General features: G+C 40.0%; 23 protein-coding genes and 1 tRNA gene. 10 read left to right on the plus strand and 14 right to left on the minus strand.

Translation table 11 applies throughout. The annotated features are described in order from the left end of the window. Positions 1 to 129 precede the first annotated feature (129 nt). A complete protein-coding gene (locus tag MOMA_RS01545; RefSeq protein ID WP_009501449.1) occupies positions 130 to 1,443 on the plus strand; it encodes a hemolysin family protein in 1,314 nt (437 codons plus the stop codon). A 245-nt stretch (positions 1,444 to 1,688) separates the two neighbouring features. Here MOMA_RS01545 and MOMA_RS09945 read toward each other — a convergent pair whose 3' ends face one another. The 6 genes from MOMA_RS09945 to MOMA_RS01575 all read right to left on the minus strand — a co-directional run bounded on the left by MOMA_RS09945 (position 1,689) and on the right by MOMA_RS01575 (position 7,085). After that, entirely contained in the window at positions 1,689 to 2,372 is a 684-nt protein-coding gene (locus MOMA_RS09945) for a DNA-processing protein DprA (protein ID WP_227498079.1), read from the minus strand. Positions 2,373 to 2,455: 83 nt separating this feature from the next. Next, positions 2,456 to 4,117 carry an energy-dependent translational throttle protein EttA gene (ettA, locus tag MOMA_RS01555; protein WP_009501451.1) on the minus strand — a complete coding sequence of 554 codons (1,662 nt, stop codon included), beginning with the start codon at positions 4,115 to 4,117 and terminating at the stop codon, positions 2,456 to 2,458. A gap of 82 nt (positions 4,118 to 4,199) precedes the next feature. Beyond that, positions 4,200 to 4,382 carry a hypothetical protein gene (locus MOMA_RS01560; RefSeq protein WP_009501452.1) on the minus strand — a complete coding sequence of 61 codons (183 nt, stop codon included), beginning with the start codon at positions 4,380 to 4,382 and terminating at the stop codon, positions 4,200 to 4,202. Between the two features lie 24 nt (positions 4,383 to 4,406). Further along, the gene (locus MOMA_RS01565) at positions 4,407 to 5,333 is read right to left on the minus strand and encodes a DUF4062 domain-containing protein (protein WP_009501453.1); all 927 of its coding nucleotides are present in this window, start codon (positions 5,331 to 5,333) and stop codon (positions 4,407 to 4,409) included. A gap of 127 nt (positions 5,334 to 5,460) precedes the next feature. Next, on the minus strand, positions 5,461 to 6,300 hold the full coding sequence (murI, locus tag MOMA_RS01570) for a glutamate racemase (protein ID WP_009501454.1): 840 nt from the start codon (positions 6,298 to 6,300) through the stop codon (positions 5,461 to 5,463). Between the two features lie 182 nt (positions 6,301 to 6,482). After that, on the minus strand, positions 6,483 to 7,085 hold the full coding sequence (locus MOMA_RS01575; protein ID WP_009501455.1) for a DUF1285 domain-containing protein: 603 nt from the start codon (positions 7,083 to 7,085) through the stop codon (positions 6,483 to 6,485). Between the two features lie 342 nt (positions 7,086 to 7,427). On the opposite strand from MOMA_RS01575, the gene MOMA_RS01580 reads away from it, so the two are divergent. After that, entirely contained in the window at positions 7,428 to 9,092 is a 1,665-nt protein-coding gene (locus MOMA_RS01580; protein WP_009501456.1) for an electron transfer flavoprotein-ubiquinone oxidoreductase, read from the plus strand. Positions 9,093 to 9,367: 275 nt separating this feature from the next. Beyond that, the gene (locus MOMA_RS01585) at positions 9,368 to 9,712 is read left to right on the plus strand and encodes a hypothetical protein (RefSeq protein WP_009501457.1); all 345 of its coding nucleotides are present in this window, start codon (positions 9,368 to 9,370) and stop codon (positions 9,710 to 9,712) included. 103 nt (positions 9,713 to 9,815) lie between these two features. Here MOMA_RS01585 and MOMA_RS01590 read toward each other — a convergent pair whose 3' ends face one another. Further along, positions 9,816 to 11,213: a lytic murein transglycosylase gene (locus MOMA_RS01590; RefSeq protein ID WP_040624765.1), complete on the minus strand. Its 1,398-nt coding sequence runs from the start codon at positions 11,211 to 11,213 to the stop codon at positions 9,816 to 9,818. 170 nt (positions 11,214 to 11,383) lie between these two features. Here MOMA_RS01590 and MOMA_RS01595 point away from each other — a divergent pair, with 170 nt between their 5' ends. Further along, positions 11,384 to 12,778, plus strand: coding sequence for a TolC family protein (locus tag MOMA_RS01595; RefSeq protein ID WP_009501459.1), 1,395 nt, complete (start codon positions 11,384 to 11,386; stop codon positions 12,776 to 12,778). A gap of 17 nt (positions 12,779 to 12,795) precedes the next feature. Here the strand turns inward: MOMA_RS01595 and MOMA_RS01600 are convergent, their stop codons facing one another. Together MOMA_RS01600 and tnpA are read right to left on the minus strand one after the other, a co-directional pair. Further along, a complete protein-coding gene (locus MOMA_RS01600) occupies positions 12,796 to 13,602 on the minus strand; it encodes a transporter substrate-binding domain-containing protein (protein ID WP_009501460.1) in 807 nt (268 codons plus the stop codon). Between the two features lie 197 nt (positions 13,603 to 13,799). Next, the gene (tnpA, locus tag MOMA_RS01605; protein ID WP_009501461.1) at positions 13,800 to 14,210 is read right to left on the minus strand and encodes an IS200/IS605 family transposase; all 411 of its coding nucleotides are present in this window, start codon (positions 14,208 to 14,210) and stop codon (positions 13,800 to 13,802) included. Positions 14,211 to 14,268: 58 nt separating this feature from the next. Between tnpA and MOMA_RS01610 the strand changes: the two genes are divergently transcribed. The 3 genes from MOMA_RS01610 (at position 14,269) to MOMA_RS09850 (ending at position 19,084) form a co-directional block, all read left to right on the plus strand. Continuing rightward, the gene (locus MOMA_RS01610; RefSeq protein ID WP_009501462.1) at positions 14,269 to 15,396 is read left to right on the plus strand and encodes an RNA-guided endonuclease TnpB family protein; all 1,128 of its coding nucleotides are present in this window, start codon (positions 14,269 to 14,271) and stop codon (positions 15,394 to 15,396) included. 234 nt (positions 15,397 to 15,630) lie between these two features. Further along, positions 15,631 to 16,308 (plus strand): phosphoglycolate phosphatase, encoded by a 678-nt coding sequence (locus MOMA_RS01615; protein ID WP_040624936.1) that lies wholly within the window; start codon positions 15,631 to 15,633, stop codon positions 16,306 to 16,308. 172 nt (positions 16,309 to 16,480) lie between these two features. Then, entirely contained in the window at positions 16,481 to 19,084 is a 2,604-nt protein-coding gene (locus tag MOMA_RS09850; protein ID WP_009501464.1) for a TonB-dependent receptor, read from the plus strand. Between the two features lie 66 nt (positions 19,085 to 19,150). On the opposite strand, the gene MOMA_RS01625 is transcribed toward MOMA_RS09850, so the two are convergent. The 4 genes from MOMA_RS01625 to MOMA_RS01640 all read right to left on the minus strand — a co-directional run bounded on the left by MOMA_RS01625 (position 19,151) and on the right by MOMA_RS01640 (position 23,201). Continuing rightward, the gene (locus tag MOMA_RS01625) at positions 19,151 to 19,597 is read right to left on the minus strand and encodes a copper resistance protein NlpE (RefSeq protein WP_009501465.1); all 447 of its coding nucleotides are present in this window, start codon (positions 19,595 to 19,597) and stop codon (positions 19,151 to 19,153) included. 118 nt (positions 19,598 to 19,715) lie between these two features. Further along, positions 19,716 to 20,207, minus strand: coding sequence for a hypothetical protein (locus tag MOMA_RS01630; RefSeq protein ID WP_009501466.1), 492 nt, complete (start codon positions 20,205 to 20,207; stop codon positions 19,716 to 19,718). Positions 20,208 to 20,366: 159 nt separating this feature from the next. Further along, positions 20,367 to 21,485 (minus strand): phospho-N-acetylmuramoyl-pentapeptide-transferase, encoded by a 1,119-nt coding sequence (gene mraY, locus MOMA_RS01635; RefSeq protein WP_009501467.1) that lies wholly within the window; start codon positions 21,483 to 21,485, stop codon positions 20,367 to 20,369. 216 nt (positions 21,486 to 21,701) lie between these two features. Further along, complete coding sequence (locus MOMA_RS01640; RefSeq protein WP_040624939.1) at positions 21,702 to 23,201, minus strand: UDP-N-acetylmuramoyl-tripeptide--D-alanyl-D-alanine ligase; 1,500 nt, start codon at positions 23,199 to 23,201, stop codon at positions 21,702 to 21,704. A 194-nt stretch (positions 23,202 to 23,395) separates the two neighbouring features. Between MOMA_RS01640 and MOMA_RS01645 the strand changes: the two genes are divergently transcribed. From MOMA_RS01645 to MOMA_RS01655, 3 genes are all read left to right on the plus strand, one after another. Next, positions 23,396 to 23,471, plus strand: a tRNA-Glu gene (locus MOMA_RS01645). Between the two features lie 104 nt (positions 23,472 to 23,575). Beyond that, a complete protein-coding gene (gene modB, locus MOMA_RS01650; RefSeq protein WP_009501471.1) occupies positions 23,576 to 24,271 on the plus strand; it encodes a molybdate ABC transporter permease subunit in 696 nt (231 codons plus the stop codon). 38 nt (positions 24,272 to 24,309) lie between these two features. Beyond that, positions 24,310 to 24,930 carry an ATP-binding cassette domain-containing protein gene (locus tag MOMA_RS01655; RefSeq protein WP_009501472.1) on the plus strand — a complete coding sequence of 207 codons (621 nt, stop codon included), beginning with the start codon at positions 24,310 to 24,312 and terminating at the stop codon, positions 24,928 to 24,930. 25 nt (positions 24,931 to 24,955) lie between these two features. Here MOMA_RS01655 and can read toward each other — a convergent pair whose 3' ends face one another. Beyond that, complete coding sequence (gene can, locus MOMA_RS01660) at positions 24,956 to 25,579, minus strand: carbonate dehydratase (protein ID WP_009501473.1); 624 nt, start codon at positions 25,577 to 25,579, stop codon at positions 24,956 to 24,958. Positions 25,580 to 25,589 lie beyond the last annotated feature (10 nt).

A 25,589-nucleotide genomic window follows, 5' to 3' on the forward strand; every position in this document is an offset into this window, starting at 1 on the left:
AACACTCATAAGTAAAACTCACTATTCATAAACCAAAATTAACAAAAAATAAAGCCACTTTTTGTAAAACCGTGTTATTTTATACCAATAAAACCGATTGACTTAAAAAGATCAACTTACAGGTGTCATGTGAATTTATTTGAAACTTCCATTATTATTTTGGTATTAATTTTAACCTCAAGTTTTTTTTCCATCTCAGAAATTGCACTGGCAGGGGCAAGACGCATCAAACTTAAGCTGCTGTCTGAAAGCGGTGATACACGCGCTGACAAAATTTTACAGTTACAAGAACACTCGGCTGAATTTTTTGCCACATCACAAATTGGCCTAAATGCGGTGGCAATTTTGGGAGGATCGGTAGGTGAGTCTGCGTTACGCCCTTATTTTAAAGATTTTATTGCAAAATTTTACCAAGGGGTTTGGCTAGAAAACATAGCATTTATCACCTCGTTTTCAATTGTAACCTTGCTGTTTATTTTGTTTGCTGATTTAATACCAAAACGCTTGGCAATGATTAATCCTGAAAAAGCCTCGCTTGCGGTAATTAACCCTGTGCTATGGGTGATTAAACTGTGTAAGCCACTTGCGTGGATTATCAATGGACTTGCCAATCTCATTTTTCGCATTTTTAAGGTCAATACCATTCGCGAAGAAAACATTACCTTTGATGATGTATCGGCGATCGTAGATGCAGGTGCACAGGCGGGCGTGGTATTACAACAAGAACAGCATTTTATTGAAAACGTGTTTGAGCTTGAAGAACGCACCGTGGCATCCAGTATGACCTTGCGTGAAGATGTGGTATTTTTTACCTCGGGCGAATCAGCAGACAGCATTCGCCAAAAAATTGCCGATTATCCATACTCTAAATTTTTGGTATGTGGCAATACCATTGATCAAATAATCGGTTATGTAGATACCAAAGATATTTTGGTTAAATTAATGAACAATCAAAACCAAATTCAGCTAAGCGAAACCGGTATGCGCACCGTGTTAATCATTCCTGACACGTTAAAATTGTCCGAGTTGCTAGATAGGTTTCGATCCAGTAAAGAAAAATTTGCTGTGGTGATGAATGAATACGCATTGGTAGTGGGTGTCATTACGCTATCGGATATCATGATGACTGTCATGGGTGATTGGGTGGCACTTGCTGATGACGAACAACAAATTATCCGCCGTGATGAACACTCATGGTTAATTGATGGCGTAACACCGATTGAAGATGTGATGCACGCCCTCAATATTGAAAATTTCCCTGATTGGGATAATTATGAAACCATCGCAGGGTTTATGATGTTTAAATTGCGCAAAATTCCACGCCCTGCGGATTTTGTTGAACATGAAGATTATAAATTTGAAGTGGTGGATATTGACAATTACAAAATCGATCAATTATTGGTAACAAAACTGCCAGTAGATGTCAAAGAGATTTTGGATTAAAAAACCATCTACTACAAACAACTGGCTTTTACTAATTTGTGTCATAAAATCAACCAAGAAAACCGTTATAATACACTAAATAATACATTATTTGGTGTTTGATTGTCGCTTAATAAAACAAATAGTTATAAATAATCTAAAATAAATCTTGTTGAACAGGCTCATTTATCTTAGCTGTTGCATTTGTACTTTTATTTACATTTGCTGACAACAGTTTATTGATAGAATTCTCAAAATTACTTAAATCAATAATGGCAACTGGATAATTTTCTGTAATAATTTGCCGATTTAAATCGTATTGGGGTAATATTGGCAAGTGTACTGGGTAAAATGGCTATTGTCGTACCCTTTCTATCACCAAATACATTGGTTTTGGTTCTAAGGGCTTGGTCATGGGCAATGGTATCACAACCAAGCGCCAGTCCGCTGACAATTTCCTTGTCTACTAAAAATAAATTACTCTTTTTAAATCCTAACTGGTAAGCTAAAGTTAATTGTTGAATATCGTTATCATATACTTTAATTCTGTCAATATTTTGAACAAAATTACAGACTGTTTCAAATTTACGCTCATTGCAGATTATGTTATCAAAAAAGCCATCTAATTTATGATATTTTAACACTTGCCGAACTCTGCTCCTATCTCCACAACTGGTCAAATACAAAGTATTGTTGCCTAAAAATCCCATATTATCCAATAAAAAACCATTAAGCAAGTAAAAATTAACCTTGGTTAAATGTATAAAATCAAAAAAACACGCCTTTTTTAACGCAATGATTGCATTTAAAGTATCAGTAGGCAAATGCGGTAATTCTTTTAGGACAACCGCTTTTGTAATACGCCCATCATAACCAAATTGGATATGCGGCAACAACTGATTAATTGCATACAAATACGCTTGATTGTTGGCTTCATCGGCAAAAACCAACGTATTGTCCAAATCCACACAAATTTGGCATTTGGCAATATTATCAAACGCATTCATATGCTCTTTGCAAATCCAACTAAACTTTACCCCCCAATCTTCTTATACTTCATCCGCTTCGGCTCGGCATCTGCCCCCAATTGCTTTTTGCGATACGCCTCGTATTCTGAATAATTGCCATCAAACCACACAGGGCCTTCGTCTTCAAACGCCAAAATATGCGTGGCAATGCGGTCTAAAAACCAGCGGTCATGCGAAACCACCATCACAGTTCCCGGGAAAACTTGCACCGCTTCTTCTAATGCACGCAAGGTTTCTACGTCCAAATCGTTAGACGGCTCGTCAAGCAGCAGCACATTTGCCCCTTGTTTGAGCGTTTTGGCAAGTTGCAAACGGTTACGCTCACCGCCCGACAAACTGCCAACCAATTTTTGCTGGTCTTGCCCTTTAAAATTAAACCGCCCAATGTACGCACGGCTTGGCGTGGTATAATCGCCAACGGTAATCATATCAAGCCCGTCGGATACTTCTTCCCACACGGTTTTTTTATCGTCCAATTCATCACGCACTTGCCCAACATACGCCACTTTCACCGATTCGCCAACTTCCACCGAGCCTGTATCGGGCGTATCTTTGCCCGTAATCATGTTAAACAGCGTGGTTTTGCCCGCCCCATTTGGCCCGATGATGCCAACAATTGCCATCGGTGGCACGGTAAAGGATAAATTTTCGTACAATAAGCGGTCGCCAAACGATTTTGAAATGTTGTCCACAACGATGACTTTGTTGCCAAGGCGTGGCCCTGGCGGAATGTAAATCTCGGCGGTTTCGTTACGCTGCTGAAATTCGCGCGAGTTCATTTCTTCAAAGCGTTCTAGGCGGGATTTGGATTTGGCTTGTTGCCCTTTTTGATTTTTACGCACCCACTCAAGCTCTTGTTTTAGGGCTTTGGCAAAGGCTTCTTCTTGTTTTTGTTCTTGCTCTAGGCGTTTATTTTTTTGCTCAAGCCACTCGGTGTAATTGCCTTGATACGGGTAGCCGTAGCCGCGGTCAAGCTCCAAAATCCACTCGGCAACGTTGTCCAAAAAGTAGCGGTCGTGGGTAATTGCCACAATCGTGCCAGAATAATCTTTTAAAAACCGCTCAAGCCACGCCACGCTTTCGGCATCTAGATGGTTGGTTGGCTCGTCCAATAACAACATGTCGGGTTTTGACAACAGCAGTCGGCATAAAGCAACACGGCGTTTTTCACCGCCTGACAATTTATTAACATCGGCATCCCACGGCGGCAAACGCAAGGCATCGGCGGCTTTTTCTAATTGCGTGTTAAGATTATGGGCGTCCCACGCTTGAATGATGTCTTCCATTTTGCCTTGTTCGGCCGCCAATTTGTCAAAATCGGCGTCGGGTTCTGCGTATTCGGCGTAAATTTGGTTGAGCCGCTCTAGGGCGTCCAAGGCTTCACGCACGCCGTCTTCTACGTTGCCACGCACGTCTTTATTGGGGTCAAGCTGTGGCTCTTGGGCAAGGTAGCCGATTTTTATGCCGGCTTGAGCGCGGGCTTCGCCGTTAAAATCTTTGTCCACGCCTGCCATGATTTTAAGCAACGTGGATTTGCCCGCTCCGTTTAAGCCCAGCACGCCGATTTTAGCACCCGGGAAAAACGAGAGCGAAATGTCTTTTAAAATTTCACGTTTTGGGGGAACAATTTTGGACACCTTGTTCATGGTGTAGATGTATTGGGCCATAAGTTTCCTACAGTTGTTTAACGATTTTTAATCAATACAATTTAATCAATGTAATAAATCTAAATAATAAATCTAAATCAAGTTATTCATCTTCGTCTTGTTCATTATCCCATTGTTCATAACTTTCGCTTGGTTCAATACCGCGACGTTTCATATCCGCCACTTGCTCCTCTAGGGTGCGAAACTTAGCGACTTTATGCATGGTTTCTGTCAAATCATCAATCTCTTGCTCCAAAATATTGGCTTCTTTGGTGAAATGTTGCATGATTATTCCTTATTTACACAAACTTTAATGTGGTTTTACGCGCCATAATTCACGGATACTGTGCTCTTCTTTGGCTAAAATTAACCAACCGCTGGCGACCAATTGTTTTTTTAACCATTGAAAATCCACTGCATTGATTTGGCACCGCGAAACAGCGTGTACATTAGGCAAGGTTTTCGTTGCTTCTGTCAATGCCAAACCTCTTAGCGAGTCATTGAGTTGTTTTAGCATCATGTCATTACTAAACGGCTGTGGCAAAACCGTTAATAAATCCAATACCTCGCCCCATGTAAAGGTATGCGCTGCCACCAAATCTTGCAAATTACCTCCTTGATAAGCGTGGGCTGAATAGTTCACCAACACAACATCATCACGCTTAATAACAATCTTATCTTGCGATTGTTTGGCAGAAACGGCACTGTTGGTTAAGGTTTTTGGACGCAAAAGCGTGGCTTGACGAATTGGTGAATTCATGCTTTTGGTGCGCACCCACCCTGCGGTTGGATATTGATCTGACAATGTTTGGAGCAACTGTTTACACGCAGACATAGCCTCTTGACTGCGCTGAAAATAAATAGCGTGCGAACCCAGTTCTTTTTCAATCAATGCCGCCAAATCCAAACGTTGGCGCGAATATTCAAACGCAGGAGTTTGGGCTTTTATCAATGCCAACATCGGCTTGTTTTTGGTGCGTGCATAAATATAACTTAAGTGCAAATTACTCACACCTGATGGACTTAAATGTCCATAACCATTGCCCAATGCAAAAATCAAATAATCACATCGATCGATCTGTTGTTTGCTATAATCCATAAACTGTATCGGATGTGCAATCAAATCCCACGTCAAAAAATAATGCTCCGACAAGGCAAGTTGCAACGCATTCTCAAATTCTGGATGTTCATTTCGCACCAAACAAACATGAACATGGTAACGCTGTTTTATAGGCACAATACCCTCACTTGTTGTATTTTCGTTTTACTTTTGGTTCTGCTTTACTTTTGGTTGTTTTTGCTTTTCTTGTTTTTGGCTGTATTTGGTTATGCTGATAATCTTTTGTCAACCGTTTTATATGGTGTTAAGCCTGATAAAAATCAATCAAAATCTTACTGTCAAATTGATTTAACAAACAGCTTGCCACTTGTTTTAACCCAACTGAATCTGCTGTGCTAAAAAATTGGAGCGACTGATGCTCGGTGTTATTATTTTCTAAATTTTGCATAACCAACAATGATTTAACATGCCTTGCAACCGCTTGCCCTGAATCAATCATATGCAACGGTAAATCTGCAAATAACGTTTGCCATTTTGTTGTCAAATACGGCTTAAAAAAAGGGAAATGCGTACAACCCAATACCAACTCATCTACATTTTTTTGTTGAATTTCGCTTAACAACCCCTCAAGCTCAATCACCGCTTGGTGTTGAGTTGGCATGCCCGATTCAATCCAAGGCACAAGACTTGCCAAACTGTATTTATGCACGGTAACCGCATTGGGTGTGGCAAACTTGTCAATCAGGTTATTTAACGAACAACCGTGCAATGTCGCAGGGGTTGCCAATACGGCCACTTGCTTGGTTTTTGTGGCAAAAACCGCAGGTTTTAACGCAGGCACAAGCCCCACAATTGGCAAATCCCTAAAATGTTCACGTACCGCTTGTAGGCCATACGCCGATGCACTGTTACAGGCAATGACAACCAATTTACAGCCTTTTTTTACCAAAAAATCCACCGCGTTTACCGTTAATTCACGGATATCATCACTTTGTCTTGATCCATAAGGCACATTTAACGTATCCGCCAAATAAATATAGTTTTCATAGGGCAACTGTTGGCTTAAATGAGCAAACACCGACAAGCCTCCCACGCCTGAATCAAACACACCTATCGGTAAAGCAGCTCTTTGTGCTATTGTCATGCGTTATCACCCATCATGCGTTATTACCCATTGTTATTCGCAGGTTGCTATTCGCAGGTTTTTGCTAAAACCACCCATTAAAGATGCTTATTTTACGCTAGTTTTATGCTTTGCGCTAGCATTCTAAAAATTATCATATTTTTCTAAACTTTAGCCGATGATTTATTATTTTATTTAATCAATCAACCCAACAACTCAAATTGACAATCTCCGCTTTGCAATCTTAAAACCGTCTGTCCTTGCAAATTTTCGCGACAATCGCCCATTGCCACCAAATGATAAAACAACGAACGCGGAATCAATCCATACAACACCGAACCGCCCTGCTCTTTTACCTTAATGTAGGCTTGATTGGCTTGATGTGGTGCAACATTGGCAAAAGGCAAACCAAGGCTAATTGGGTGTTGTTTATCCGCAATCACAACCTCGCCTTGAGCCGTGGTAAATTGCAAAAAAGTTTGGTTTTTTGCTTGAATTTGTTCAATATTTACAATGTATAGCGGAGCATCTTCTACACAAATTGCCACTTTTTCTACGGGTGTTTTTAAAAAATAGCGTATCTGATTGTCCTCATCAATTTCCGCCCACAACACACTGGCAAACAGATCAATCATTGACTGGCGAGTCATTTTTTGTCCATCATGCCACCATTCGCCATTGGCTTTGATAACCAAATCCATCTTGCCACAAAATTGTGGTTGCCATTTTTCCAAAGGCAGGGTTTTTTGTTGGTTGTTTTTATCGATCGAAAAATTTTGTAATTGTGTGATAACCTCTTGTTTCATATTAATTTTTTCCAAAAATTAGCCAATTATTCTTATTAAAAACAAATAACTGTATTTATTAAATATTAACAATGAATTTTTGTTAAGTTTGGTTTATTGGATATTTGTTGTATATTTTAACCGATTTTTCACCAATTTTTTAGGTTAATTGACAAAAAGATTGCTAATTTTTTGTAAGTTTTTACCCAGATTTGACAATATTTGGCTATATTGTTTAGATGACTTTTGTTTTATAATAGTAAAATTTTGACAAGATTTGATTTTATCAACCATATTTATTTTTATCAATAAAACAATCAACATTTGCCAGCTTTTGCCAGTAGATGATTGTTAGGAGTTTATATGCAAGAAATTCAGCGTGAACAGATGGAATTTGATGTCGTCGTGGTGGGCGGAGGGCCGTCGGGGCTTGCAGCGGCGATTCGCTTACGTCAATTGGCAATTGAAAAAGGCAACCCTGATTTTAGCGTGTGCGTGGTAGAAAAAGGATCAGAATTTGGGGCTCATATTCTATCAGGAGCGGTGATGGAGCCACGTGCCTTAAATGAGTTAATCCCTGATTGGCAACAAAAAAACGCCCCTGTTAACGTTGCGGTAAAGCAAGATCGCGTTTATATGCTAAAAAATGCCACAAAATTTCGTCAATTTCCTGACAATATTGTACCAAAAACCATGCACAATGAGGGCAATTATATCATCTCGCTTGGCAACTTGGTGCGTTGGCTTGCCAATCAAGCTGAAGAATTGGAAGTGATGATGTTTCCGGGTTTTGCAGCAGCAGATATTTTATATAATGATGACGGCTCGGTAAAAGGAATTGTTACAGGTGATATGGGCGTAAATGCCAAACAAGAAGCCAAGCCTAGTTTTGAACCGGGCTATGAGTTGCTTGCCAAATACACCATATTTGCCGAGGGTTGTCGCGGACATTTAGGCAAGCGCTTGATTAGCCGTTTTAATTTGGCCGAGGGTAAAGATCCACAACATTATGGCATAGGCTTAAAAGAATTGTGGGAGATTGACCCTGCCAAACATGAACAAGGCGTTGTATTGCACGGTACAGGCTGGCCTTTGAGTGAAACAGGCACTATGGGCGGTTGGTGGCTGTATTTTGATGAAAACAACCAAGTTTCGTTTGGTTTGGCATTGGATTTATCCTATGAAAATCCCTATTTATCGCCCTTTGATGAATTGCAACGCCTAAAAACTCACCCTTTGATTGCCAATATTTTAACTGGTGGCAAGCGTTTGTCTTACGGAGCAAGAGCATTGGCAAAAGGAGGCTTAAACTCATTGCCAAAACTTAGCTTTGCAGGCGGAGTATTGGTCGGTGATGATGCAGGCTTTTTAAACCCTGCCAAACTAAAAGGTACGCACACTTCTATCAAATCAGGTATGCTTGCAGCCGAGGCGGTATACGAGGCTATTTTGGCAGGCCGTCAACATGATGAAATTACTGATTACGAAGAAAAATTCAAAAACTCGTGGTTGTTTGAAGAAGCCCACGCCGCCCGTAACCACGCACCTGCCATGCACCGTATGGGCGTGTTTGGCGGTGGAGCGTTTGGTTTTATTGAACACCATGTCTTTAAAGGCAAAACACCCTTTACCATACACGATAACATACCAGATCACGCGATGCTTGAACGTGCCGATCATGCGTTTAAACCCGATTATCCAAAACCAGATGGCAAACTTACCTTTGACAAACTGTCTTCGGTATTTATTTCTAATACCAACCACACAGAAGACCAACCGTGTCATCTGCATTTAACCAATCCTGATGTGCCAATCAAACGCAACCTAAAAATCTTTGCCGAACCTGCCCAACGCTATTGTCCTGCAGGCGTGTATGAGGTGGTTGTCGATGAAAATGATAAGCCAAAATTTGTAATTAACGCCCAAAACTGCGTGCATTGCAAAACTTGCGACATCAAAGATCCCGCCCAAAACATCACCTGGGTTGCCCCAGAAGGCGGCGGAGGCCCAAACTATCCAAATATGTAACGTTGGCATTGGCAAATTTGGTAAATTATTTGCTAAAAAAGCAAACGTTATAACATAACTATTTGTTTTTAAACTAAAAATCCGTCAAATTTGGTGGATTTTTTTGCATTTTTGCCTTTACAAATTTGACAAATAGGCTTAGAATACACTCAAGAGTAAACAAATATTCACTTTTGTGATGATATAACGTTACAAAATTTAATTTTTTGCTTCATTGTTGCCAAATTATTACTAAGATATTAACCAATCATCTCAATCAACAAAGGAAAAACATCATGAGCTGTAGTATTCATGCCAATCACGATCACCAACACGGCGAAAATTGTGGACACACAGCCCTCAAACACGGCGATCACATTGACTATCTACACGATGGACATTTGCACCATATGCATGGCGATCATGTAGACGAGCACACCCTAGACGTTAACGCACAAAACCCAAATACATGCAACCATAAATTTAACTGTGGCGATCATGTACACAATGACAGTTGCGGACATGAAGCCGTACCACACGGCGATCACATTGACTACATCGTAAACGGTCGTTTGCATCACCAACATGGCGATCATTGCGACGATCACGGTGCCGTTGAGATTTTACAAACCGCTTCATGAGTTTTAGCCCATAAATTTAAAATGCAACAACAAAAAAATCCACCGCCAAGTGGATTTTTTCTTAAGTTTTATTGTCGTAAGTTTTTAAATTTATTTAAAAAATCTATTTAGAAATAATCACGCCACGCCCATCATCAAGACGCGTAACCACACCACCACCATGGCTATTTGGTGCATAGCTTTGTGGTGCATAGCTTTGCGGAGTATAACTTTGCGGTGCATAGCTTTGCGGTGCATAGCTTTGTGGGGTATAACTTTGTGGTGCCACATTGACATTCACCAACATACGGTATAATTTTTGCCCCGCTCGCCCATCAGGATTAACCCCTTGGGAGCGTTGAAAGTCTTGAATAGCACGACGCGTGTTATCACCAATCATGCCATCTACCGCGCCAATATTGTAGCCACGATGAAGCAAGGCTTGCTGAATTTCACGAGCCTGCCTGCGACTAATGCCCGGATCATCGGTTGGCCAAGGTGCAACAAAACCAACATTTTGCGTGCGATTTTGGCGTATCATTTCGGATAAATGAGCAATTGCCAAGGCATAATTTTCCGATGCATTGTAACTATAAAACGCATCAAAATTTTTACCCACCAAAAACGCAGGGCCATTTTTACCTGCAGGCATCAATAAACCTGCACTGCTTAGTGTGTTTGGCAAGGCTTGGCCATTGGCAAGCGTAACCCCTTGTTTTCGCCAATAACCGATGGGTTGTTTGGTTTTGCGATTGCTTTCACCCCAAAAATTTTGAGGCAATTTAACCTCAAATCCCCACGGTTCACCGCTCCGATAGCCTGATTTTAACAAAAAATTCGCCGTAGATGCCAGCGCATCGGCTTCGCTATTTACCAAATCTTTTTGTCCATCACCGTCAAAATCTTGTGCCAGACGCAAAAACGTACTTGGCATAAACTGGGTTTGTCCAAACGCCCCCGCCCACGAACCTTTCATATCACCAGCGTGGATATCACCATTTTGCACAATTTTTAACGCAGCAGCATACTCGCCACGAAAATACGACTGGCGGCGGTCAAAACACGACAAAGTTGCAAGAGATTGGAACAAATCTTTTTTACCCAATTGTTTGCCAAAATTTGACTCAACGCCCCACACACCAAGCACATCTTCAGAACTTACGCCATAGCGGTGCTCGATACGACTTAACACGCCTTGCAAGCGTTTTTTGGCATCGATACCATCTTTTACACGCTCTTCATCTACCAAGCCTGCCAAATAATCCCACACTTGTTTTTGAAATTCAGGCTGATAATTAAGCGACACAAGCACACTCGGATCAGGTTCGCTTGGGCGGTATTTTTCAAAGGTTTCTGATGATATACCCTTGAATTTGCTGGAATGTTTTAATTCTGATAAGCATTGTTGAAATTGCCCATTGCTCAAATTTGGCGGCTCTTTTGTAGCAGAATGGGCGGTATTTGCCAAACCAAAACCACCAAGCAGTGCACTTAACACAATAAAAAGCGACGAAAAACGCATAAAAATTCCTAATGTTGCCAAAATCATTAGAGTATAGAATTTTTGCCAAAATAAATAGTGGGTTTTGGTAAATTTTGCTAAAAAAATGCTACAAATTTACCTAGCACATTTTACCAAAAAATAGTATGATAAAATCCTTACATCAAAACACTTAAAGCCTTGATAACCTCATGAAAAATCCAACAAAATCCTCTCAACATTTAACCACAGTTATTTTAGCCACAGGCATTCCGCCTCATTTTTTAAAAACAACGAGCAGGCTGTTATTGGTTTTTGGCTTGATTTTTGGACAAAATTCGCATGCTTTTGCCCAAGATTTATGGCAATTGTATCAAGCCTCCAAACAGCATAATGACATTTTGGCATCACAACAGTACGATCATTTTGCCAACAAAATTAACGAAGATTTAGCCAAAGGCGATTTGTTGCCACAGATTGGTTTACAAGGCTCAATCAAACACAATCAATTTTATCCAAAAAACAACAATATACCCAATAGCAACGCCACCACAAGTCAGTTTGGACTTGGATTACACCAAGCCTTGTTTCGAGCGGATAAATGGGCAACCTTGGAAAAAGCCAAAATTGCCAGTGGGATCAATGATTTACAGCTATTAAAACAGCAACAAGAACTTACCGAACAAGTCATTCGTGCTTATTTAGGCGTGCTACAAACCCAAGCCCTAACCGAAAGCCTAAATGCCGAGTATGATGCCATAAAAGCCCAAAATGACATGATGCAAGCCAGACTACAACAAGGCATAGTGGCACGCGTCGATACCGAAGAAACCGAGGCCAGATTACAAAATGTGCGTGCTTTATTGGCAAACAATGACGTAGCAATACTAAATGCCAAACAACAATTGGCTTTATTGACAGGCGTGGCAATTGATGACATCGATCCGTTAATTTTGCCAATAAACACGGATTTGGTCGCTGAAAAAAGTCTTGATAATTATCTAATAGCCACCCAACAACAAAATTTTGATTTGTTATTAGCTCAACAACAAGTTGCCCTTGCCAAAAAAAATCAAGATTTGCTAAAATCCCACCTTTATCCAAAAGTAGATTTGGTCGCCAATATCGCTTGGCAAGACACCAATCATCAAAGTTTACGAAACAATAATGGCATAAATTATGGCATTGGCATAGAGATGGAGTTGCCTTTTTACACAGGCGGACGCACAACCAAAGGCTTGCAACAAGGAGCATACCAAACCGAATCGGCAATTAGCAAGCTTAAGTTTGTTTATCAAAACACACTCACCCAAACCAGTAAAGCCTATCTAAACTTAATGGGGCATAAAACCACGATCATCGCTCAACAAATCGCCGTAGATTCTAATGCCAAAGTCAATAAAGCCACACAAACTGGCTATGATGTGGGCGTGCGTTCTATGGTAGATACCCTGCTCGCCCAACGCCAGTATTATGCAACCCGCCGCCAATTGATTAATGCGTCATTTGACTATCTAAACGCCTATGTAGATTTACAAAAAGCAACTGGCAACCTAAATGACAACACTGTAAAAACTCTAAACAATTTACTTACAAAACCTAAATAAATGTAAGAACAATCAGCTTAAGATTCACCAAACCATTTTTGTTCAATTTGTTGATATTTGCCATTAGCCTTAATATTTTTTAAGCCAGTATTAACTTTTTTTAATAATTCTGAGTTGTTTTTATTTACAATAATTCCATAATTATCCAACTTAGAATCGCTTTCTGTTATCACGGCAAGGTTTTTATCCGCGTATTGTTTTTGGTAGTATTGCATCACGCCAATATCACCGATAACACCTTGGGTTTCTGCTGTCAAAAAGTCTGTAATTGCCAAAAAATTTTCAGCTTGTGGCTTGGTGGTTAATTTTAAATTTTGTGCCGTTACATCAGCAATTGTGCCTTTTTTCACGCCAATTTTTTGCCCTCGAAACGCACTAAAATCCGAACTTTTGTCAATCTTTTGCCCAGATTTTGTCAAAACTGCCAACTGTGATTGAAAATAAGGTTCAGAAAACTGGTATTTTTGTTTGCGTTCCTCGGTAATGCTGATAGAAGCAAGCCCCAAATCCGCCTGATTATTTGCCATGTCGTCCATCAAGGCGTGCCAAACGGTTACCTCATAATCCACATGAAATTTTTGATCATCGGCAATTGCTTGCATAATATCAATATCAAAACCGATCGGACTGCCTTTTTCATTCAAATACACAAACGGAATGTTGTTTGATTCGGTAACAACTTTATAGCGCTCGTAATTTTGGTTAACTTCTTGGTTTGACTGACTGGCGGTGTTTTGTGGTGCTTGATTGCAAGCGGTTAAAAAAGCAGCCGTTAAAAAAGTAAATGGCATCAACGCAGACAAAAGGTATTTTTTATTTGACAAAACAATATTCCTCACAAAAATGGTCTATTTAAAACAATGAGTCGCTATCTTACACCTTTTATCAAAAAAAAACGATTTATTAATATTTTTTTCGTGCAACATACAGTCATTTTTTTTCATGGATTTTTAACTCCCCGCGCGAAATTCTCCACCTAAAATCTTTGATTTAGGTGGAGATGTAAGCGCAACACTGCCTACTAGTTAGGACGTGCCTGTTTCTCAATATAACGCCTAATGGTGTCAATGGTTGCACCGCCAGTAGTGAGCAAACAGTATGCTCTAGTCCAAAGTACAGGCTTCCAATAAAACTCTGCCAAATGTTCAGCAAATTCTTTTCTTATCAAACGACTGGTTACTGTTTTTAGATTGTTGATAAATTTGCTTGGCATAATATTTGGGTGCATATCAAGCAACAAATGCACATGGTCGGCTTCACCATTGAATTCCAACAGCTCAACATCCCATTTTTGACAAAGATTGGTTGTGATTACCTTTAGCCTATCAAGCATCGTCCCAGTAAAGCACTTTCTGCGGTATTTAGTAACCAACACTAAATGATAGGTTAGCTTATAAACACAATGATAGTGTGATTTTAGTTTGTTATTCATATTGACACCAAATAAAAAAGCTGCTAAAGTATAACCATCTTTTCACCAACAATCAACCATGCTCAAAGCCTACAAATACCGCATTTATCCCAACCGCGAACAAGCCAAAAGCCTTGAAAATCATCTTGGATGCGCACGTTTTGTGTTTAACTGGGCTTTGGGGTTGCAAACGCGTTATTATAAAATGTTTGGCAAATCATTAACACGCAATCAAATTCAAACGCAACTCGTTAAAAAGAAAAAGAAAGCCAGTTTTTTATGGCTTAATAATGTAAACAGTCAATCATTATTAAATGCAATATTAAACTTATGCAAAGCGCTGGTTAATTTTTTTAAAGGGTTGGCTAAATATCCACGCTTTAAATCAAAAAGATTTTCCAAACAAAGCTATCAATGTCCGCAACATTGCACCGTAAACTTTGAACAAAGCATTATTAACTTGCCTAAAATCAAAGGCATTAAAATTAAATTAAGCCGCGAATTTATTGGCAAAATAAAAACCGTAACCATTAGTAAAACCGCAACTGGAAAGTATTACGCCAGCATATTAGTAGAAAGCGATGAAATTACGCCAACCCCTACAATCATTGAACCAGAACGCACACTCGGCATTGATTTAGGTATTCATCATTTATTAAATTTATCCGACGGCACTAAATTTGACAATCCTAAACATTTAACCAAATCAAGCAAAAAACTTGCCAACAATCAAAAAATATTTGCCCGCAAACATAAAACCAGCAACAATTATCAAAAACAAAAACTAACTGTTGCACGCATTCATGAAAAAGTAAAAAACCAACGTTTAGACTTTCACCATCAAATCACGCATAAACTTATCTGCGAAAATCAAGCGACAAGTTACGCGATAGAATATTTGTCAGTAAAAAACATGGTAAAAAATCGTAAACTTGCCAAAGCCATTAATGATGTGGCGTGGGGTCAATTTGTTAATATTTTGACTTATAAAGCCAATTGGTATGGTAAAAATATCATTAAGGTAAATCGGTTTTTTGCGAGTAGTAAACTTTGTTCGCATTGCAATCATAAATTGGATAATTTGGAATTAAAAATCAGAAATTGGATTTGCCCAAATTGCCAAGTTTGCCACGATAGAGATATTAATGCGAGCAACAATATACGCCAACAGGCGTTAGCTGATGCGGCAGGGCTTGCCGCTGTGTAAAGAGTTCCCCTGTGCTAATACTGTTCAGCGACAGTGGCACGGCGAGAGGTGGCGGTTTGGTGTGAAAACTAAATTGCTATGGGTCGCAAGAATTTCCTAAGCTATAACCGTTGGGTTTGGCGGTGGGAGTGGGTCAAGAAAAAACCAACAAAAAATATAGGTTTTAGCCCAAAATTTTGTTACACTACAACTTTATCTTTATCACCAAACTTACAAACCAAATTACAAACCAAAATGACTATCAATCCAACTGCAACCTTACTGATTTTTGACCTTGATGGTACGCTGATTGACAGTGTGCCTGACCTTGCATTGGCGGTAAATGCCTGCTTGACCGATTTAGGTTTACCGCATTTTGATGAAAGTCATATCCGCCACTGGGTGGGAAATGGTGCGCCGATTTTAATGGAGCGTGTGTTACGAGCCAGTGGCGAGGATCTGTCAAAACTGCAGTTGGCGTTAGAATTATTTTTTAAACATTACACCACTTTTACCTGTGAAAAAACCGTCGCATATGACGGCGTGGACGCAGGTTTACATCAGCTAAAACAACAAGGTTTTACCCTTGCAATTGTAACCAATAAACCCTATCAATTTGTGCCAATTATCGTGGAAAAACTAAGCTGGCAAGGACTGTTTGACATCATGTTAGGCGGTGATAGCTTGCCTGTCAAAAAACCAAACCCTGCACCACTTTATCATGTCTGCCACCAACTGAATTTTAACTTAGCCGATGCGTTTATGATTGGCGATTCTAAAAATGATATTTTGGCCGGACAAAATGCAGGCATTGCCACGCTTGGACTTTCTTATGGTTATAATTATGGACAAGACATTCGTGATTTTAACCCAACGCATACGTTTGATGATTTTAGTGATTTGGTGAATTTTTTGTTACCAAAAACCAATTAATCACCCAACAATCAACCGTCAAAAACGCACCGATACCCATTTATTTTTACCCAGCTGTTATGTTATAATGTAACCTTTACAAATTCAGTACAAAAACCACGCAAACAGTTAATTTTTTGTTACACTGCTTTTAATAAATTTGGCTTTGCATTTAAAAGTAAAAGGTTCGCCCATGTTAAAACACCCTCTTGCCCTTGCTGTTACCACCTTGCTATTACAAAACGTTTGGCATAATGTTGCTTATGCTGACGTTGCCCTTGCTTCTGCTCAAACTGACACCGCCCAAGAGCAAAGCACTCAAACTGACAAGCAAAACCGTAAGCCAAGCGTTGTGCTAGACGCACTCAAACTCACCACTCAAGAACAAACCACCAATTTGTTAGGCGATCGACACAACATCTCAAACAATGTCATACAGTCCGATAGCCTAAAACAGCGTGCCACTACATTGGGCGATGCGTTAGACGGTGAGCTTGGCATTCATTCTAATCAATTTGGTGGCGGGGCTTCTGCTCCCATTATCCGCGGGCAAGAGGGCAAACGGGTTACCATTTTGCAAAACAACGCCGATGTCATTGACATGTCGCACTTATCACCCGATCATGCGGTGATGGTGGATACAGTGCTCGCACGCCAAGCCGAGGTTATCCGTGGCGTGAGCAATTTATTGTACAAATCAGGTAACAGTGCCGGCGTGGTTAATATCATTGACAAAAAAATCCCCGATGCCTTGCCAACCAATCCATTTGAAAGCGAAGTTGGCATTCGCTACAACACAGGCAACGATGAAAAACTCACAACCGCCGCCATCACCACCCAATTGGGTGAAAATTTTGTATTGCACGCTGAAGGACTATACAAAAAAGCCAACAATTACCAAACCCCTGCTTATACTTTGCACAAATTTAAAGATTTGGATCAATTGGACGATTTTGTCAAAGCCCCTAAGCATTTGGCAGATTTAGAAAAAGAGTACGATGCCTTTAAACGTGGCGAAAAACTGCACTGGAAAGATGAAAAATATTATCTCACCTCTGAAAAAGATTACCTTGATTTAAAAAAAGAATACACAGGCCATATTACCGATGTCAAAAGCGAAAAATTGGATTATCTGCCAGAAAGCTGGGCAAACTCTAAAGCCGGTAGCCTTGGGCTGTCTTGGGTCAATGACAACGGCTATATTGGCGTGGCAGTGAGTGAACGCAAAGACAAATACGGCTTGCCTGCTCACAATCATTTGTACGAAGGTTGTGGGGTGATTTCTATTTTTGACAGTTTGTACAACCGCCCTTATTTGGCTCGTTATCCACAGCTTATCAACACCGACGACATCAATTACATCAACCCCCGCCCTGACTGTGCCGACCACGCCACCGACAATTTAAACCACTCGCACGGCGTACAAAGCAAGCACGGCGATCACGCAAGCCCTTACGTTGATTTGACCACCCGCCGTTATGATGTGCGTGGTGAGTGGCATAATCCTGCTCCTTTTATTGACAAAATTCGCAGCAACCTTGGCTATGTCAATTATCAACACGACGAAAAAGAGGGCAATATTGTTACCACCTCTTTTAAAAACAAAGGCAAAATTGCCCGTTTGGAGTTCACCCACACGCCAAGCGACAATGTCAAAGCCTTATGGGGCATACAACACACCGAACAAGACAATCAAGGCTTATCCCCGCAAACCGAATGGCGAAAATTGCCCCTATTAACCCAAAACACCCTAAAAAATTCCGCTATTTTTGGTATGGGGCAATACGCAATGAACAATGTAGAATTGGAATTTGGCACCCGCCTTGAAAAACAAACAGTGGCAATGGATTATGACACCGATTATATCGTCAATATCATGAAACAGCGTTCCCAGTTTTTAAAAGGCAAACAGCTTAATCAAGCCATCAACGACGCTTTAGAAGCAACCAAACCGCACCAAAAAACCGCCAGTTCTTATGCGTTAGGGGTGAATTGGCATTTTTTGCCAAAATACACCTTGTCATTTAATGTTTCGCACCAAGAACGCTTGCCAAATAGCCAAGAGTTATACGCCCACGGCATGCATTTAGCCACCAATTCTTTTGAAATTGGCAACCGGCATCTTACCAAAGAACGCTCCAATAATTATGAACTTGGCTTAAAATTTAATGATAAAAAATTAAACTATAAAGTGGCGGGATATTTATACGATTTTGACAATTACATTTATTTATCCACCATCAACGAACATTTAGGCACAGAAAAAGTCAATCATTTTAGACACTTACGCATCAATCATTATGATCAAAGCCCAGCTAAGTTTTATGGCGTAGAAGGACAAATCGACTATCAATTTAACCCTAAATACCGCGGCTTAATTTTTGCAGATTATGTCAAGGGCAAATTGCACAACCTGCCACCCATTGTCAGTGATATTAACATTTTTACCAAGCAAAAAACCTACAGCAAACAAGCGGATCGCTATACGCCACGCTTACCGCCTATGCGTTTTGGAGCAAAAGCGATGGCAGATTTTAATGACAAATGGTCGGCAAGTGTTGAATATGTACGCACATTTGACCAACACAAAGTCTCAAAATTTGAAGCACCCACGCCAGGGCATAACATGTTAAATTTGGGGTTAAATTATCAAAATCACACCAACAATCTGAACTATTTGATTTTTTTAAACGCCAACAATTTGTTAAACGAAAAAGTCTATGCTCATGAAACTTATTTGCCCTACATTCCACAAATTGGCAGAAATGTCAGTTTGGGGGTGAATGTTAGTTTTTGATAGCAAATGCAAAAACACCTATGAGTATTGTCATTACCCATAGGTGCTTTAATCAGGTTTGGTTATTTAAGATACCAAATTTAGCGTTTGATTGGGATTGGGTTTTTCGCCATCTGCCAAATCACGAAATTCAACACGATTGCCATCTATATAAATCAGATACGGCATTGGATCAGCTTGCCCCTCTGGGTGCAACAATACATATCTGTTGTCAACACCGCCAATATCATAGCTTCCTTTGGTGATAAACTTATCCGCCTTACCGAGATATTCTTGCTCCATCACAAATGTACCATCATGATTGATGACCAAATTGGTTTTGATCCCCGAACAATCAGCACAAGGCAACACGCCAAAATAAGTGGATTGTGGCAATACGCCGACGCCATTTTTTATCATCACACTTGGCTGGGTGTTTGTGTTTTGTCCAGTCATGGTTGGTTGAGTGGTAGTACAAGCAGTGAGTACAGATGTTGCCAATATAACAAACAAACAATACGCTTTTATTTTCATAAAAACTCCTTGAAAGATTGATAAAAAATATTGATAAGAATTATTCATTAATAATCATTCATTAATAATCATTAATAAAACCACAAAACAAAATGTCAAGTTTGGCAATTTTGTCATTTTAATCAACATTTAACAAGGTTTGAATCACCATCAACTCTTCAAAATCATCTGCCACCGCCTCAGGCAACTGAATCGATGAAGTGGGTGTCGTCAAATCTTTGTTAACATTCACAACAATTGGGGCAGTTAGCGTTTTTTTATTCTGATAATAAATATCTAAAAAATTTTTTACCTTTTTTGGTTCGGCTTGTTGGTTAGTTTTAGGGTTAAAACCAGGCGTTATTTCAGGCTCATGGTTTGACTGGATTGTATGATTGTCAATCATATGGTATTCAATCCAACCTTTGTGTGCAATTTTATTCAAATCCACTTTTGCCAACAACAACGATACCGCCTGTTTGCTTAGCTCACTGTCTTCTTTATCCAACAGTAATAACAACTGGCGTTCACGCGGTGTTGGTTCATTTGATTTTAGTGCCAGCCGTCCTTTATTGGTGCTGATAATTGAAAGCTCGGCCTTGTCATCATATTGTAAAACTTGAATTTTCATTTTCCACTCATTGTAAAATTTAACCAAAGTTTTGTGTTGTATTGTCAATATTTGTTGACACTTTTTTACATTGATACAACAAATCTGAATATATTGATGAGTATAGCACAATTTTAGTGGTTGTTTAATAAAATAACTAAAAACTGGTATTACTAAATTTTAACGCAGTTTTAAAGTCATTAGCCCCAAAATCACCAAAATAATCGTTACAATCCAAAACCGTGCAACGACTTGAGTTTCAGGAATGCCACCCAATTCAAAATGATGATGCAGTGGTGCCATGCGAAAAATACGTTTTTTACGGGTTTTAAACGAGCCAACCTGCAACATCACCGATACAGCTTCTGCAACAAAAATCCCTCCCATAATCGCAAATGCCAATTCTTGGCGAGTCATCACCGCAATCGTACCAAGCATCGCACCCAATGCAAGCGAACCCACATCACCCATAAATACCTGAGCGGGCGCTGCGTTAAACCACAAAAACCCAAGCCCAGATCCAACAATAGATGCACACACAATCACCACTTCGGCATTATACGCAATAAACGGCACGTGCATATATTGAGCAAAACTGGCATGCCCTGAAATATAAGCAAAAATCCCAAGTCCTACCGCAACCAACACCACAGGAAAAATTGCCAAGCCGTCCAAACCATCTGTTAAATTCACCGCATTGGACGCCCCATTAATCACAAAATAAGTAAACACAATAAACGCCAAACCAAATGGCACAGCAGAAAAAGCAATATCCCAATTTTTAAAAACCGGAAATAACAAATCTTGCATGGCTTTGGTTGTTGCAAGATCGGTTTGTTGTGTGGCGATATAATACAGCGAAATTCCGACAAACAACGCTCCAAGCGATAGCCAAAAATATTTTTTGCGAGCAATCAAGCCATCTGGATTTTTATGCTTAATTTTTAACCAGTCATCAGCCCAACCAACTGCCCCAAACAACACCAACACCACCATTAAAATCCAAATATATGGATTGGCAAGATTCGCCCACAGCAAGGTTGTTACCAAAATACTAAATAAAATAAACACCCCACCCATGGTTGGCGTGCCTTTTTTGACAAGGTGAGTTTGTGGCCCATCATCACGAATGGCCTGTCCAAATTTCAAGGCGTGCAAACGGTTAATCACAGGCATACCACAAGCAATACACACACCCAATGCCGTTAACACCGCCAATAATGCTCGAAGCGTCAATGACGCAACCGCTGAAAACGGTGAAAAAAACTGACTAAGCCACTCAAATAACCACAACAACATGGCGACCACTCCTATTTGGCATGGTAAACTGTGAAAAGAAAATTTTGTCAATAGCCAACTGATTGATTAACCATATTCAAAAAACCTCTATTGTAAAAAATTTTCGCTAAAAAATCATCTTGTTTTTAGTCGCTTAACCAATTAAATTGTTAAAAAGTTTGTGCAAAACTTAGCAAAACACCACTTAGCAACAAACTTAAACACACTCAATTGTGATTAAGTTTTAGCATCTGCCAACAAATCACCCATCAATAAGTCATTCATAATCGTTTCCATCGCCATAAAACGTGAACCTTTTAACAGCACACTGCAAGATCGGTTTGTTAAAATCTGATTTAAATGTTTGGTTAAATCTGCTTTAGTGGCAAAATGTTTGGCAAAATCTGGGCGGTTTTGATTGGCAATGGCTGCCGTATGCACCATTAAATCGCCCACCACAAGCAATTGATCAATTGGCATATCAGCAAGTTTTTCGCCCAATTTTTCATGTTCATCGATCGCATCATCACCCAATTCACCAATATCACCTAAAACCAAAATCTTATAGCCGTCTTGCTCCATCAAAACCCTTGCAGCTGCAAGCATAGCAGAGCTATTGGCGTTATAACTGTCATCAATCAACAAATGATTGGCAAACGTTTTAAAATTTAGTCGCCCTTTGGCAGGTTTGGCAATGTTTAGCCCTTTAACAATATCTGTTAAGCTAATTTTTAAAGCTATTGCACAAGCACTGGCTGCCAACGCATTGTTGATATTATGCTCACCTGCAAAATTCAAACAAACATTCGCACTTTCTATCTCATTTTCAGTCAGATTAATATTTATGCTAAACTCGCTGTGATCAGCAAAAACCTCCACATCATCAGCAAACACATCAGCAGCCAACATAATCGTATCCGTTTCGGTTAGCCCAAGATTATGTAGGTTGGTTATGTCCACGCCTGCTTGTTGCAATGATGCTTGTTTTTCACCAAAAGCTATCATACGATGTGTAAATTTGGCTGCTTTTTCTTGCAACAATTCAAAAAATACATCACCAAATGGCAAAACAGCCACGCCTTTTTTTGTCAAACCAGAAAAAATCTCCGCTTTGGTTTTGGCAATGTTTGTTTGTCCGCCAAACTCACCCAAATGCGCCGTGCCAATATTTAGCACACATGCCACATCAGGACTAACAAGAGATGCGGTATAAGCAATTTCACCAACATGATTTGCCCCAAGCTCTATCACAGCAAATTTGTGCTCATCGGTAAGCTCAAGAAGCATCATAGGCACACCCAAATCATTGTTCAAATTGCCACGCGTAATCAAAGTTGGAGCAATTTGGCTAAAAATACTGCCTAGCATTTCTTTGACGGTCGTTTTACCACTACTGCCTGTGATGCCAATGACGGTCAAATCAGGGTGGTTATCGCGGCGGTATTTACCGAGTCGTCCAAGAGCAAGCCTGGTATCGCTGACAACCAACATCGGTAAATCATCCGCCACTTTGTAACTGACAATCGCAAGCACCGCCCCTTTCTCAAACGCACACTGCACATAATCATGTCCATCAAATTTATCACCTTTAAGGGCTAAAAAAATATCGCCCTGCTGAATTTTGCGAGTATCGGTAACAATACGCGTGGCGGTTTTGCTAAAATTTCCAATCAAAGTTGGCTCTAAATTTTCAACCGCTTGCATTAAATTTTGGCGATGCCATTGATAAAGTGTCATTTTTTTATCCAAATTGCAAAAATAATTGCCAGTATTATAAAGAAAATCACCAAAAAACGCCACGATAAAGCCCATCTGCACCATTTTTAACTTTTTTTGATATTTTTTCAAAGATCGCTTGACTATCATCTTAAAATACTTTAATATACGCACCACTTCAATAAGAACCAGTGAAAGTGGTTGAAGTGTTATGCGTCCCCATCGTCTAGAGGCCTAGGACATCGCCCTTTCACGGCGGTAACCGGGGTTCGAATCCCCGTGGGGACGCCAATATTCTAAAAAGCCACTTGTAGTTAAGTGGCTTTTTTATTATTTTTTATTTTAGACTTATCGCTTTTTAATTGTTGCTTCTTTAATGCTTGATTGGTTCAATCATGGACTTTTTCACCCTAACCCCAGCAGAATGGGATATTATTCACCTATCCTATAAAGTCGCCTTGTGTTGCCTATTGGTAAACCTCATTCCTGCTATTATTACAGGCTTTTTTTTGGCACGCACCAATTTTTTTGGCAAATCACTCGTTGAAACACTCATTTATTTACCACTTGTATTGCCTCCTGTTATCCCAGGTTTTGTGTTGCTTGTACTTTTTGGCAATCATGGCGTGATTGGCAAACATTTATCACCTTTTGGTCTTGAGTTTGCTTTTAACTGGAAAGGAGCGGTATTGGCCAGTGCGGTAATGGGTTTTCCACTTATGGTGCAATCGGTGCGTCTTGCTTTTGAGATGGTAGACAAACGGCTTGAAAATGTCGCCAAAACGCTCGGAGCATCACCTGTTGCCACTTTTTTTAGCGTAAGTTTGCCACTTGCCAAATCAGGAATTTTGGTGGGAGCAATTTTGTCATTTTGCCGAAGTTTGGGTGAGTTTGGAGCAACAATTACCTTTGTAGGCAATGTCGAAGGCGAAACGCGCACACTGCCACTTGCAATGTATAGCTTGTTACAATCCGTGGACGGTGAAAGTCAGATGTTGCGCTTGCTTGGGTTTTCGGTGGCGGTAGCTTTTAGTGCGTTGTGGTTTTCGCAGTGGTATGGGCGACGAGAACGAATGAAACTACAAGCGTAAGTTTTATGTTTTAAGTGTTTTTATATACAAGGCAACTTATGCAATTTAATTGTCAATTCAGCCTAAAACTTGGCAAAAAAATCATCAATGCCGATATCAGAACAACCAATAAAGTTGTTGGTTTGTTTGGCCGTTCAGGTTCTGGTAAAACCAGTATTTTAAACGCCATCGCAGGTTTATCCACACCAACCGATGGGCATATCCACATAGGCAATAACACATGGTTTGACAAAAAAACCAACACAAATGTCAAAACTCAGCACCGCCGTGTAGGATTGGTTTTTCAAGATGCACAATTATTTCCACACAAAACCGTGCTAAAAAACTTAACTTTTGGGTATGACAGAATTCATACGACCGAACGTCAGTTTGACATTGAAGAAATTGTCTCACTTTTAAAAATCAAACCGCTACTAAACCGCTTACCACTGCGATTATCAGGCGGTGAAAAACAACGTGTTGCACTTGGACGAGCGTTATTGTATTCACCAAAATTACTGCTTCTAGATGAACCGTTATCAGCACTTGATAGCGAACATAAGAGCGAGATTTTACCGTTTTTTGAACACGTACGAGATAATTTTGACATTCCGATGGTGTATGTCAGTCATGACAAAAACGAAATTTTACAATTAACTCACCACATTGTTTATTTGTAAACACATTGTTTATTTGTAAATACAGTTATAAAGTATACAAAAACGCATCAGCAAGCTGTCTGTGGCTGTTAATCGTAACCGCCATATCCTTAATCCGCCCATTGTTTAAATCATAAATCCAACCATGCACCGCCAAATTTGCCCCACGATACCACGCATTTTGTACAATCGTGGTATGACAAACATTGGTAACCTGACGTTTGACATTTAGTTCTGCCAATAGATTTACTTGTTCATCAAGACTTAGCCCCTCAAAAGCTTCTAAATATTGAAAATGCATTCCTTTGAGTGAACGCAACCAGTTGTCAATCAGCCCATATTCCTTATGCCCCAACGCCGATTTTATGCCACCACAACCGTAATGTCCACACACGATGATATCTTCAACGCCCAACACGTCCACCGCATATTGCAACACAGACAACACGTTCATATCGGTAGCAACCACCATATTGGCAACATTGCGATGCACGAACAGCTCCCCTGGCATCAGTCCAACCACTTCATTGGCAGGAACACGGCTATCCGAACAACCAATCCACAAATATTTTGGGTTTTGTTGACGTGCCAAACGCGGAAAATAATCAGGATCGCGAACAGATAACGTGTTTGCCCAAAATTCATTGTTATCTAATAAATCTTGTAACATCGTATTTGCT

The sequence above is a fragment of the Moraxella macacae 0408225 genome (genome assembly GCF_000320365.1).
Lineage (GTDB): Bacteria > Pseudomonadota > Gammaproteobacteria > Pseudomonadales > Moraxellaceae > Faucicola > Faucicola macacae.